At 72.0% G+C, this 12,803-nt stretch carries 11 protein-coding genes; 8 read left to right on the forward strand and 3 right to left on the reverse strand.

Annotated features, from left to right (window positions below; genetic code table 11):
* Positions 1 to 6 precede the first annotated feature (6 nt).
* The gene (locus tag LG395_RS16560) at positions 7 to 1,158 is read right to left on the reverse strand and encodes a uroporphyrinogen-III synthase (protein WP_171155752.1); all 1,152 of its coding nucleotides are present in this window, start codon (positions 1,156 to 1,158) and stop codon (positions 7 to 9) included.
* A gap of 86 nt (positions 1,159 to 1,244) precedes the next feature.
* Positions 1,245 to 2,618 carry a nitrate/nitrite transporter gene (locus LG395_RS16565; protein ID WP_225810276.1) on the reverse strand — a complete coding sequence of 458 codons (1,374 nt, stop codon included), beginning with the start codon at positions 2,616 to 2,618 and terminating at the stop codon, positions 1,245 to 1,247.
* A gap of 267 nt (positions 2,619 to 2,885) precedes the next feature.
* On the opposite strand from LG395_RS16565, the gene LG395_RS16570 reads away from it, so the two are divergent.
* The 6 genes from LG395_RS16570 (at position 2,886) to LG395_RS16595 (ending at position 9,922) form a co-directional block, all read left to right on the forward strand.
* Entirely contained in the window at positions 2,886 to 3,479 is a 594-nt protein-coding gene (locus LG395_RS16570; RefSeq protein WP_225810277.1) for a CGNR zinc finger domain-containing protein, read from the forward strand.
* Positions 3,480 to 3,707: 228 nt separating this feature from the next.
* Positions 3,708 to 4,292 (forward strand): sigma-70 family RNA polymerase sigma factor, encoded by a 585-nt coding sequence (locus LG395_RS16575; RefSeq protein WP_009188888.1) that lies wholly within the window; start codon positions 3,708 to 3,710, stop codon positions 4,290 to 4,292.
* A 62-nt stretch (positions 4,293 to 4,354) separates the two neighbouring features.
* Entirely contained in the window at positions 4,355 to 5,122 is a 768-nt protein-coding gene (locus LG395_RS16580) for an anti-sigma factor family protein (protein WP_171155755.1), read from the forward strand.
* Between the two features lie 69 nt (positions 5,123 to 5,191).
* A complete protein-coding gene (locus LG395_RS16585; RefSeq protein ID WP_225810278.1) occupies positions 5,192 to 7,525 on the forward strand; it encodes a HelD family protein in 2,334 nt (777 codons plus the stop codon).
* Between the two features lie 377 nt (positions 7,526 to 7,902).
* Positions 7,903 to 9,318 (forward strand): NAD-dependent malic enzyme, encoded by a 1,416-nt coding sequence (locus LG395_RS16590; RefSeq protein ID WP_171155757.1) that lies wholly within the window; start codon positions 7,903 to 7,905, stop codon positions 9,316 to 9,318.
* A 322-nt stretch (positions 9,319 to 9,640) separates the two neighbouring features.
* Positions 9,641 to 9,922: an HU family DNA-binding protein gene (locus LG395_RS16595; RefSeq protein WP_014673024.1), complete on the forward strand. Its 282-nt coding sequence runs from the start codon at positions 9,641 to 9,643 to the stop codon at positions 9,920 to 9,922.
* A gap of 174 nt (positions 9,923 to 10,096) precedes the next feature.
* Here the strand turns inward: LG395_RS16595 and murA are convergent, their stop codons facing one another.
* The gene (gene murA / locus LG395_RS16600; protein ID WP_171155758.1) at positions 10,097 to 11,437 is read right to left on the reverse strand and encodes a UDP-N-acetylglucosamine 1-carboxyvinyltransferase; all 1,341 of its coding nucleotides are present in this window, start codon (positions 11,435 to 11,437) and stop codon (positions 10,097 to 10,099) included.
* 278 nt (positions 11,438 to 11,715) lie between these two features.
* On the opposite strand from murA, the gene LG395_RS16605 reads away from it, so the two are divergent.
* A complete protein-coding gene (locus tag LG395_RS16605; protein WP_171155759.1) occupies positions 11,716 to 12,288 on the forward strand; it encodes a YqgE/AlgH family protein in 573 nt (190 codons plus the stop codon).
* Between the two features lie 29 nt (positions 12,289 to 12,317).
* Positions 12,318 to 12,599: a DUF3039 domain-containing protein gene (locus tag LG395_RS16610; RefSeq protein WP_030651613.1), complete on the forward strand. Its 282-nt coding sequence runs from the start codon at positions 12,318 to 12,320 to the stop codon at positions 12,597 to 12,599.
* Positions 12,600 to 12,803: the final 204 nt, after the last annotated feature.

The following is a 12,803-nucleotide window of genomic DNA, read 5'->3' on the forward strand; positions in this document are numbered from 1 at the left end:
GTCGGCTCACGCGTCCGCGTACTTCGCGTCCGCCGCCGGGTCCAGGGCCAGGCGGTAGCCCCGCTTCACCACCGTCTGGATCAGCTTCGGCGCGCCGAGGGCCGTGCGGAGGCGGGCCATCGCCGTCTCGACGGCGTGTTCGTCGCGGCCCGCGCCGGGAAGGGCGCGCAGGAGGTCGGCGCGGGGGACGACCCAGCCGGGGCGGCGGGCCAGGGCGCGCAACAGGGACATGCCGGCCGGGGGGACCGGCCTGAGGTCGCCGTCCACGAGGACCGCGTGGCCGCGGATCTCCACCCGGTGCCCGGCGACGGGCAGGGACCGGGCGCGGGCCGGGAGTTCCTGGCACAGGAGCTGGACCAGGGGGCCGAGGCGGAAGCGTTCCGGCTGGACCGTGTCCACCCCGCGGGCCTGGAGGGGGATCGCGGTGACCGGGCCGACGCAGGCCGGGAGGACGTCGTGGGCCAGCGCGGACAGCAGGTCGTCCAGCAGACCGCGGTCCTCCGCGCGGGAGAGGAGGGAGGCCGCGGCGGGGGCGCTGGTGAAGGTGAGGGCGTCCACGCCACGGGTGACGGCCGCGTCCAGGAGGCGGTCGAGCGGGCTGAGGTCCTCGGGCGGCATCCACCGGTACACCGGGACGGGCACCACGTCCGCCCCGGCCGCCCGCAGCGACTCCACGAAGCCGGGGAGGGGCTCGCCGTGGAGCTGTACGGCGACACGGTCGCCGTCGACGCCGTCCTCCAGGAGGCGGTCCAGCACCTCGGCCAGGGACTCCGAGGACGGCGACCATTCCTCGGTGAGACCCGCCGCGCGGATCGCGCCCTTCACCTTGGGGCCGCGGGCCAGCAGGCGGACCCCGCGCAGCCGGCCCAGCAGCTGTTCGCCGAGGCCCCAGCCGTCCGCGGCCTCGATCCAGCCCCGGAAGCCGATCGCCGTGGTGGCGACCACGACGTCCGGCGCCTGGTCGATGATCTCCTTCGTGGCGGCGAGCAGTTCGCCGTCGTCCGCGAGCGGCACGATCCGCAGGGCGGGGGCGTGCACGACGGTGGCGCCGCGCCGCTGGAGCAGGGCGCCCAGTTCCTCGGCCCGGCGCGCGGCGGTCACGCCCACGGTGAACCCGGCGAGGGGGCCGTGCTCGGGGTGCTGCTCTTCGTCGTACATGGGCTCTCCTAGCTGACCGGCGCGCCGATCGAGCCTGTCAACGATGCGTGACAGGCTCGGTTCGGCCCGATGTCACCGGTGTTACGTCACACCTCGGCGTAGCTGAGCCGGGCCTCCGCCTCCGACGCGGTGGTCGTGGCCGGGACCCGCGCCGCCGTACGACGAAGGTATACGGCCCAGGTGACCACGAAGCAGACGCCGTAGTAGGCGAGGAAGGCGACGAAGGCGCCCGTGCCGGAGCCGTAGGAGAGGAAGGACTGGCGGAAGGCCAGGTTGATGCCGACGCCGCCGAGCGCGCCGACCGCGCCGATCAGGCCCATGGACGCGCCGGACAGCCGCCGGGCGTGGGCGACGGCCGCCTCGCCCTCCAGGCCCTCGGCCAGCGCCTTGGCCTGGAAGATGCCGGGGATCATCTTGAACGTCGAGCCGTTGCCGAGCCCGCTGAGCACGAACAGGACGACGAAGACGGACACGAACAGCGGCAGCGACTTCTGCATGCCGGCCACGATGAGGACGGCGGTGGCGGCGGCCATGCCGACGTAGTTCCACAGGGTGATGCGGGCGCCGCCGTAGCGGTCGGCGAGCCGGCCGCCGAGGGGGCGGACCAGGGAGCCGAGCAGCGGGCCGATGAAGGTGAGGTACGCGGCCTGGAGGGGCGTGCGGCCGAAGCCGTTCGTCAGCACCTGGCCGAAGGCGAAGCTGTAGCCGATGAAGGAGCCGAAGGTGCCGATGTAGAGCACGGACATGATCCAGGTGTGGGGGTCCCGGGCGGCGTCCCTGGCCGCGCCGGTGTCGTTCCTCACCGAGGCCAGGTTGTCCATGAACAGCGCGGCGAGCACGGCGGCCACGACGATCAGCGGGATGTAGATGCCGAGCAGTACGCGCGGGCCGCCGCTCGCGCCGATGATCGCGAGGGCGACGAGCTGGATGACGGGGACGCCGATGTTGCCGCCGCCCGCGTTGAGACCGAGCGCCCAGCCCTTCTTCCGGAGCGGGAAGAAGGCGTTGATGTTGGTCATGGAGGAGGCGAAGTTGCCGCCGCCGATGCCGGCCAGCAGACCCACCAGGAGGAAGGCGGAGTACGACGTCCCCGGCTCCATCACCACGAACGCGGCGACGGTCGGGATCAGCAGCAGGCTCGCCGAGATGATCGTCCAGTTGCGGCCGCCGAAGACGGCCACGGCGAAGGTGTACGGCACCCGGACGACCGCGCCGACCAGCGTGACCACCGACGTCAGCAGGAACTTGTCGGCGGGCGTGAGGCCGTACTCCGGGCCCATGAACAGGACCAGGACCGACCACAGGGTCCACACGGAGAAGCCGATGTGCTCGGACAGGACGGAGAACCACAGGTTGCGGCGGGCGATCCGCTCGCCGGTCGCCCGCCAGAACGCCTCGTCCTCCGGATCCCAGCGCTCGATCCAGCGGCCACTGCGACGGGTTGGGGCTGGGCCTGTCATCACGCCTCCACGGTGCTCCGGCTGCTCGGTCTGCCGACCGCTGACTCAGCCCGAAGGTAGGCAGGACGCGTTTCCGGCCTGTGGCTGTGGGTCACCGCGAGGGAACGTTGCTCTCACTCGGCGGGGGAGGAGCCGGTGAGGCACGACTCCGGCCCGGGGTGTCCCGAAGAGCCCACCGCGAGCGTGGCGCGGGGGGTTCCGGTGTCCCCTCCGCGCGGGCACTGTGGGGGAGACCCCGCACGGTTCTGCCCAGGCGGTGACTGGCCCATGGCACTCGGTAGCGCCCCCTCCGCGTCCGCGCCGCGGTTCGACGCCGGGCGGGTGTGCCTGGATCTCCTCGCCACCACGCATCCGGGCGAACGGCTGGACGGCGTCGGCGCGTTGTGCGCGTGGATCGGGGGCGCCGGGCTCGTGCCCGACGGTACGGCGCTCGGTCACGCCGACGCCTCCTGGCTGACCGGGTTCCGGGAACTGCGCGGCTGCGTACGGGTGCTGGTGCGCGGGCCGGGAGCCGGGAGCGGGGCGTCGTACGGGCGGGCGCTCGGGCGCGTGAACGAGCTCGCCCGCGGCGCGACCCCCGCGCCCGTCGCCGTACCCGCGCAAGGGGGCGGGCTGGTGCGGGAGCTGGCCGGGCCGCCCGGCTCCGCCGCACTGCTCGCGCTCGTCGCCCGGGACGCCGTCGAGTTGCTCACCGACCCCGTCGCGCGGGCCGCCGTCCGTGAGTGCGAGGGGGACGACTGCCCCCTGCTGTACCTGGACACCTCCCGGGGCCGGCGCCGGCGCTGGTGTTCCAGCGAGGTGTGCGGGAACCGGGAGCGGGTCGCCCGGCACCGGCGGCGGGCGGCGCCGACGCGGGCCTGAGGGCGGAGTGATTTCCGCTACACCGGGTTCGGGTGCCCCGTACACGGGGATCTTCCGGCGACCCCGTCCACGTGTCGGAGATGTGAAGATCGAGCGGTGGGAATGTGCGCGCATGTCCCGCTCGTCACGTCGACCTCAAGAAATCTGTCACTCCGGTTTGAACACCGGGCCGCCCCCGTCCGTACGGGTGGGCGAGCGACCGACTGGGGGAACCCCCGGACACCGGAGGTGGGCGTGCGCAAGGATGCGGCCGTGGCCAATGAACGTGGAGCGAGGGCCCGACATCGCATGTCCTCACAGCCCTCGGAGCCGGATGAGGAGCTGATGCGTGCGCTGTACCGGGAGCACGCCGGACCCCTGCTCGCGTACGTCCTGCGGCTGGTCGCCGGTGACCGGCAGCGCGCCGAGGACGTCGTACAGGAAACGCTCATCCGTGCCTGGAAGAACGCCGGTCAGCTCAATCGGGCGACCGGTTCGGTACGCCCCTGGCTGGTGACGGTCGCGCGCCGCATCGTCATCGACGGCCACCGCAGCCGGCAGGCCCGGCCGCAGGAGGTCGATCCGTCGCCGCTGGAGGTCATCCCCGCGGAGGACGAGATCGACAAGGCGCTGTGGCTGATGACGCTGTCGGACGCGCTCGACGACCTGACCCCGGCCCACCGGGAGGTGCTCGTCGAGACGTACTTCAAGGGGCGTACCGTCAATGAGGCGGCCGAAACACTGGGCATACCGAGCGGAACGGTCCGTTCCCGGGTGTTCTACGCCCTGCGGTCGATGAAGCTGGCACTGGAGGAGCGGGGGGTGACGGCGTGATGAGCAGCGGGTACGGGGGGATGCAGGGATTCGGACCGGGTGGTCCGGGTATGTCTGGGCCCATGAGCCCCAGTCAGGGATCTTCGGTGCCGAGCGAGCACGAGACCGTCGGCGCCTACGCCCTCGGCATCCTCGACGACGCCGAGGCAACCGCTTTCGAGGCGCATCTCGCCGGCTGCGAGTGGTGCGCCCAGCAGCTTGACGAGCTGGCCGGGATGGAGCCGATGCTGGCCGCGCTCGCGGACCTGCCGGGCTCCGGCAGCACGCCCGCGATCGGCGAGTCGCTGTCCGCGAAACCCAGCCCGCGGCTGGTGGAGAAGCTGGTCGACGAGGTCGCCGAGAAGCGCGCCCAGAAGCGCCGGCGCGGCTTCTACATGATCGCTGCGGCGGCGGCGCTGATCATCGCCGGGCCGCTGGCGGCGGTGGCGGTCGACGGCGGCTCGGACAACGGCGGGCAGGTCACCGCCACGCCGGCCCAGGCGACCTTCCGGACCCTGTCCGACAAGAAGTCCGCGACGGACGCGTCGACCCACGTCAGCGCCACCGTCGCCATGGCGGGGAAGGACTGGGGCACCCAGGCGGTGCTGGAGCTGAAGAACGTCAAGGGCCCGCTGAAGTGCTCCCTGGTGCTCGTCGCCAAGAACGGGCAGCGCGTGACCATGTCGTCGTGGTCCGTGCCCGACTGGGGGTACGGCGTTCCGGGCGCCAAGACCGAGCAGTCGAAGCAACCGCTGTACATCGGCGGGGCCGCGGCCTTCCAGCCCAACGAGATCGACCACTTCGAGGTGGTCACGTTCGAGGGCAAGAAGCTCGTCCAGGTGGACGCGTAGCCGACGTAGCTTCGACGGGCCCCCTTCGCGTACGGTTGACGGCTGCCCAGCACGTCAGAAGGGGGCCCGGTGGCCGCTCAGGTTCAGCAGTCCGCGGTCGGCTCGGTACAGGACGCACCCGATTCCGTCCGCGACCGGGAGATCAGCGTCGAGCAGGAACACCTGGACCGGGTGTACCAGCGCCTGGAGGAGAAGATCCACGAGGCCGAGTTCCTGATGCACGACGCGGCCCAACGCGGCCAGGTGGGCACCCCGGGCGCGCTCGCCGAACGGGACGCCCAGGTCTTCAGGGCCGGCATCCACCTCAACCGGCTCAACAACGAGTTCGAGGACTTCCTCTTCGGACGCATCGACCTGCTGCCCGGCAAGGACGGCAAGAAGGGGCCCGACGGGGCCTACACCGCGGTCGAGCCGGCCGAGGGGGCCGTGCGGCCGGACAACACCGCCGACATCGCCGAGACGCTGCACATCGGCCGTATCGGCGTCCTGGACGAGGACTACTCGCCGCTGGTCATCGACTGGCGCGCCCCCGCCGCCGCCCCCTTCTACCGGGCCACCCCCGTGGAGCCGGGACGGGTGGTGCGGCGCCGGGTCATCCGCTCCAAGGGCCGCCGGGTCCTCGGCGTGGAAGACGACCTGATGCGGCCCGAGCTGACGGCCTTCCTCGACGGCGACGCGCTGCCCGTCATCGGCGACGGCGCCCTGATGGCCGCGCTCGGCCAGGCCCGCGGCCACACCATGCGGGACATCGTCTCGTCCATCCAGGCCGAGCAGGACATGGTCATCCGGGCCCCCGCCGCCTCCGTCACCTACGTGGAGGGCGGCCCGGGCACCGGCAAGACCGCCGTCGCCCTGCACCGCGCGGCCTACCTGCTCTACCAGGACCGCAGACGCTACGCCGGCGGCATCCTCATCGTCTCCCCGACCCCGCTGCTCGTCGCCTACACCGAGGGCGTGCTGCCCTCGCTCGGCGAGGAGGGCCAGGTCGCGATCCGCGCGATCGGCTCGCTGGTCGACGGCGCGGAGGCCACGCTGTACGACTCCCCGGCCGTGGCCCGCGCCAAGGGCTCGTACCGGATGCTGAAGGTGCTGCGGAAGGCCGCCCGGGGCGCGCTGGAACTGGGGCCGGCCGCCGCGGAGGGCGACACCGTCACCGGCCCGCCCGCCCGGCTCCGGGTCGTCGCCTTCGGGCGCCGGCTCGAACTGGAGGCCGACGAGCTGGGACGCGTCCGCCGTACCGCCCTCGGCGGCACCGCGCCCGTCAACCTGCTCCGCCCACGCGCCCGCAAACTGCTCCTGGACGCCCTGTGGGAGCGCTCCGGCGCCGCCACCCGCCACACCGACCCCGAGCTGGCCGCCGAACTGCGCTCCTCCTTCGACGAGGACGTCACCGGCGAGGACTCCTTCATCGCGTTCCTCGACGCCTGGTGGCCCGAGCTGACCCCGAGGGCCGTGCTCGCCGCCATGGCCGACGAGAAGCGGCTCGGCCGCTGGGCCCGGCGGATCCTGAACCCCGGGGAGGTCCGCAAGGTCGCCCGTTCGCTCAGGCGGGACGGGTACTCGGTGCACGACATCGCCATGCTCGACGAGCTCCAGGCGGTCCTCGGCGCCCCGGCCCGGCCGCGCAGGAAGCGGGAGCTGGACCCGCTGGACCAGCTCACCGGCCTGGAGGAGCTGATGCCGGTGCGCGAGGAGTCGCAGCGGGAGCGGGCCGAGCGGCTGGCGCAGGAGCGCACCGAGTACGCGCACGTCATCGTGGACGAGGCGCAGGACCTCACGCCGATGCAGTGGCGCATGGTCGGCCGTCGCGGCCGGCACGCCACCTGGACGGTCGTCGGCGACCCGGCGCAGTCCTCCTGGTCCGACCCGGACGAGGCGGCCGAGGCCCGTGACGAGGCCCTCGGCACCCGGCCCCGGCGCCGCTTCCAGCTCACCGTGAACTACCGCAACCCGGCCGAGATCGCCGAGCTGGCCGCCAAGGTGCTGGCGCTCGCCATGCCCGGCTCCGAGGCCCCGTCGGCCGTCCGGTCCACCGGCGTCGAGCCGCGCTTCACGGTCGTGCGCGACTCGCTGGAGAAGACCGCGCGCGCGGAGGCGGAGCGGCTGCTCGCCCTCGTGGACGGCACGGTCGGCGTGGTCGTCGCGATGAACCGGCGCGAGGAGGCCCGGCGCTGGCTGGCCGGGCTCGGCGACCGGGTGGTGGCCCTCGGCAGCCTGGAGGCCAAGGGCCTGGAGTACGACGCGACGGTCGTCGTCTCGCCCGCGGAGATCGCCGACGAGTCGCCGGCCGGCCTGCGCGTGCTCTACGTGGCGCTGACCCGGGCCACCCAGCAGCTGACGGTGGTGTCGGGGGAGCGGGACGTGCCGGACGCGGCGGGCGTCCCGGATCTGCTCAGGGACTGAACCCGCGGTCCGGGAATGGCCTTGCGGCATCCGTTTGTTAGCCTTGGTGTGGCACCGGCCCGATCCAAGCCCCCGGGCCCAACCTTCGTCCCTCAGAGGGACCACTTGCCGCGAGGCGAGCATGGCGGGTCGGTGTCATAGCGTGTGAGAGACCCACGTCACCACAGTGACGTGGGTCTCTTTCTTTGCCTCGCGCGCCTCTTTCCCCGGCTGATCGATTCTCGTATGGTGGAAGTCGTTTTCCGAAAACAGCGCCCGCCGGCGAACCCCGCGTGAACACAACGTCCGCAACCCGGGGCGAGTACCACGTACTCGGCGGTAGGTGCGACGATCGGACGGCACAACTCGCTACACGGTGAAAGCAGAGGAAGTCGGCCATGGCAACGGCGCCCAGCGTCTCCTACTCGATGACGATCCGGCTGGAGGTGCCCGCGAGCGGAACCGCCGTCTCGCAGCTCACCACCGCCGTGGAGTCCTCCGGAGGCTCGGTGACCGGCCTCGACGTCACCGCGTCCGGCCACGAGAAGCTCCGCATCGACGTCACCATCGCGGCCACCTCGACGGCCCACGCCGAGGAGATCGTCGAGAAGCTGCGCGGCATCGAGGGCGTCACGCTGGGCAAGGTCTCGGACCGTACGTTCCTCATGCACCTCGGCGGCAAGATCGAGATGGCGTCGAAGCACCCCATCCGCAACCGTGACGACCTCTCCATGGTCTACACGCCCGGCGTGGCCCGGGTCTGCATGGCCATCGCCGAGAACCCCGAGGACGCCCGCCGCCTCACCATCAAGCGCAACTCCGTTGCGGTCGTGACGGACGGCTCCGCCGTGCTCGGCCTCGGCAACATCGGCCCCAAGGCCGCGCTGCCGGTCATGGAGGGCAAGGCGGCCCTGTTCAAGCGCTTCGCCGGCATCGACGCCTGGCCGATCTGCCTGGACACCCAGGACACCGACGCCATCGTGGAGATCGTCAAGGCGATCGCCCCCGGCTTCGCCGGCATCAACCTGGAGGACATCTCCGCGCCGCGCTGCTTCGAGATCGAGGCCCGGCTGCGCGAGGCCCTCGACATCCCCGTCTTCCACGACGACCAGCACGGCACCGCCATCGTCGTGCTCGCCGCGCTCACCAACGCCCTGCGTGTCACCAGCAAGGCGATCGAGAACATCCGGGTCGTCATGTCCGGCGCCGGCGCGGCCGGCACGGCCATCCTCAAGCTGCTGATCGCCGCCGGTGTGAAGAACGCCGTCGTCGCCGACATCCACGGGGTCGTGCACGCCGGCCGCGAGGACCTGGTGAACGCCCCGGCCGACTCGCCGCTGCGCTGGATCGCCGACAACACCAACCCCGAGGGCCTCACCGGCACCCTGAAGGAGGCCGTGCGCGACGCCGACGTCTTCATCGGCGTCTCCGCCCCGAACCTCCTGGACGGCGCCGACGTGGCCGCCATGGCCGAGGGTGCCATCGTGTTCGCGCTCGCGAACCCGGACCCCGAGGTCGACCCGGCGGTCGCCCGGCAGACCGCGGCCGTCGTGGCCACCGGCCGCTCCGACTTCCCGAACCAGATCAACAACGTCCTCGTCTTCCCGGGCGTCTTCCGCGGCCTGCTGGACGCCCAGTCCCGCACGGTCAACACCGAGATGATGCTCGCCGCCGCGAAGGCCCTCGCCGACGTGGTGACCGAGGACGAGCTGAACCCGAACTACATCATCCCGAGCGTCTTCAACGACAAGGTCGCGGGCGCCGTGGCCGGGGCGGTCCGCGAGGCCGCCAAGGCGGCCGGGGCGACCGTCTGATCAGGGCGTGCCGTAATGTGCAGGGGGCTGTGAGCATCACCACGGCGGCCCCCCGCACCGGCGCGTCGTGGAACCCCGCGATGCCGGCTGCGCTCTAGGGTGACGGCCGAGCAGGCGCTTTTCGTGCGACTCCCCAGGGTGTTCTCACGACTCCTACGGGTGCCGGATTGGCTTTCCCGCCGCAGGTAGGGGCAGGATGCTCCCCCAGGGACTTAGTCCCAGGGGGCACCCCCAAGGGCGCGAGCGCATCGGCATCGCAGTGCCTCGGGCGGCTCCGCCGCGTGGCACACCCCAACGGCAAGAAAAATACGGGAGTAACAACATGAACCGCAGTGAGCTGGTGGCCGCGCTGGCCGACCGTGCCGAGGTGACCCGCAAGGACGCCGACGCCGTGCTGGCCGCGTTCGCCGAGACCGTCGGCGAGATCGTCGCCAAGGGCGACGAGAAGGTCACCATCCCCGGCTTCCTGACCTTCGAGCGCACCCACCGTGCCGCTCGCACCGCGCGCAACCCGCAGACCGGCGAGCCCATCAACATCCCGGCCGGCTTCAGCGTGAAGGTCACCGCGGGCTCCAAGCTCAAGGAAGCCGCCAAGGGCAAGTAAGCGCCCCGCTTCGGCGCCGGTCCACTGGAGCGCCGTGGCACGGAGCGCCGTGGGTGACTGCGGGCCCGCTGTGGCCGGCCACGCAGTTCCCCGCGCCCCTTACCGGGGGCGCGACGCCGCAGACGTCAAAGGGCGGCCCCCCGGCCGGGGGGCCGCCCTTCGGCGTGCGTGCGCCTAGCCGAGCGCCTTGCCCGGCAGCTCGACCTTCGCGCCGAGTTCCATGAGCTTCTCCATGAAGTTCTCGTAGCCGCGGTTGATCAGGTCGATGCCGTGGACGCGGGACGTGCCCTCGGCCGCCAGCGCCGCGATGAGGTACGAGAAGCCGCCGCGCAGGTCGGGGATGACCAGGTCGGCGCCCTGCAGCTTGGTGGGACCCGAGACGACGGCGGAGTGCAGGAAGTTGCGCGCGCCGAAGCGGCAGGCGGAGCCGCCCAGGCACTCGCGGTAGAGCTGGATGTGGGCGCCCATCTGGTTCAGCGCGGAGGTGAAGCCGAGGCGGGACTCGTAGACCGTCTCGTGGATGATGGACAGGCCCGTGGCCTGGGTCAGGGCCACCACCAGCGGCTGCTGCCAGTCGGTCTGGAAGCCGGGGTGCACGTCCGTCTCCAGCGCGATGGACTTCAACTGGCCGCCCGGGTGCCAGAACCGGATGCCCTCGTCGTCGATCTCGAAGGCACCGCCCACCTTCCGGTAGGTGTTCAGGAACGTCATCATCGAGCGCTGCTGGGCGCCGCGCACGTAGATGTTGCCGTTGGTCGCGAGCGCCGCGGAGGCCCAGGACGCGGCCTCGAGGCGGTCCGGGAGGGCGCGGTGGGTGTACCCGCCGAGCTTGTCCACACCGGTGATGCGGATCGTGCGGTCGGTGTCCATCGCGATGATCGCGCCCATCTTCTGCAGCACGCAGATGAGGTCCTCGATCTCCGGCTCGACGGCCGCGTTGGACAACTCCGTGACGCCTTCGGCCAGTACGGCCGTCAGCAGCACCTGCTCGGTGGCGCCCACGGACGGGTACGGCAGCCGGATCTTCGTGCCGCGCAGCCGCTGCGGAGCCTCCAGGTACTGCCCGTCGGCCCGCTTCTCGATGGTCGCGCCGAACTGCCGCAGCACGTCGAAGTGGAAGTCGATGGGCCGGCCGCCGATGTCACAGCCGCCGAGGCCCGGGATGAAGGCGTGGCCGAGGCGGTGCAGCAGCGGGCCGCAGAAGAGGATCGGGATGCGGCTGGAACCCGCGTGGGCATCGATGTCAGCCACGTTGGCGCTCTCGACCCGCGTCGGGTCGAGCACCAGCTCGCCGGGCTCCTCGCCCGGGCGGACCGTCACCCCGTGCAGCTGGAGCAGGCCGCGGACGACCCGCACGTCACGGATGTCCGGAACGTTGCGCAGTCTGCTCGGTTCGCTGCCCAGCAGGGCGGCGACCATGGCCTTCGGCACGAGGTTCTTCGCACCGCGGACACGGATCTCGCCCTCCAGCGGGGTTCCGCCGTGGACAAGCAGGACATCGTCGTTGACGGTCATGAATCTCGCGTTCCGATGAGTTGGTCAGGGGCCGGCCGATCACTGTGCGCACGGGCCGGGAAGACAGGGTAATCGCCGATCACCCCCCGTCCGTAAGTCCACGGACCGCCCAGAGGCGTCATAGCTGTGTCACAACACGAACCGTTCCCTGCCGGGCACATGGGGTCACCGCCGCGGGGACGTGCGCCGGGGTCGCTCCCGTACGCCCTGAGCTGCCTTCACTCCCGTGCCCCCGATTGGCTCCCCACACCGGGGGAAGATGCGGGATCATGTCTGGCATGACCGAGGTGTCCTCGCTCACAGGGCGGCTGCTCGTGGCCACCCCCGCCCTGGCGGACCCGAACTTCGACCGCGCGGTGGTGCTCCTCCTCGACCACGACGAGGAGGGCTCCCTCGGTGTCGTCCTCAACCGGCCCACCCCGGTGGGCGTCGGCGACATCCTGGAGGACTGGGCCGACCTCGCCGGTGAACCCGGCGTCGTCTTCCAGGGCGGCCCCGTCTCGCTGGACTCCGCGCTCGGCGTCGCCGTGATCCCCGGCGGCGCGGACGGGGACGGCGCGCCACTCGGCTGGCGGCGGGTGCACGGCGCGATCGGACTGGTCGACCTGGAGGCACCGCCGGAGCTGCTCGCCTCCGCCGTCGGCTCCCTGCGGATCTTCGCCGGGTACGCCGGCTGGGGCCCGGGCCAGCTGGAGGACGAGCTGGTGGAGGGCGCCTGGTACGTCGTGGAGTCCGAGCCGGGCGACGTGTCCTCCCCGGCCCCCGAGAGACTCTGGCGTGAAGTGCTGCGCCGCCAGCGCAACGAGCTGGCGATGGTGGCCACGTACCCGGACGACCCGTCGCTCAACTGATGCCCGCCGGTTTCAGTACCCTTGCTGGTATGAGCACTCTTGAGCCCGAGCGCGGGACTGGTACGGGGACCCTCGTAGAGCCGACGCCACAGGTGTCCCACGGCGACGGCGACCACGAGCGCTTCGCCCACTACGTCCAGAAGGACAAGATCATGGCGAGCGCCCTCGACGGCACCCCCGTCGTGGCGCTGTGCGGCAAGGTCTGGGTGCCGGGCCGCGACCCGAAGAAGTACCCCGTCTGTCCCATGTGCAAGGAGATCTACGAGTCCATGGGCAGCGGCGGCGACGAGGGCAAGGGCGGCGACAAGTAGGTCGCGCCCCTTCCCGCCCGCGGACGGTGAGATCCCCGGGGCGCGCGTGCGGCGCGTCCCGGGGATCTTCGCGTTCCCGGGCCGTCAACTGGTCCAGACCTCTTGTGGGCTCCTCGCGCAGTGCCTAGCCTTCGGGGCGACGGGCGTAAGCGTGGAGCGGGGCGGCGGGAGCGTTGCGTGAGGCGCGACGCCGGGAGGGGCTGA

It is taken from the genome of Streptomyces spinosus, assembly GCF_020400655.1.
GTDB classification, from domain to species: Bacteria; Actinomycetota; Actinomycetes; order Streptomycetales; family Streptomycetaceae; genus Streptomyces; species Streptomyces argyrophylli.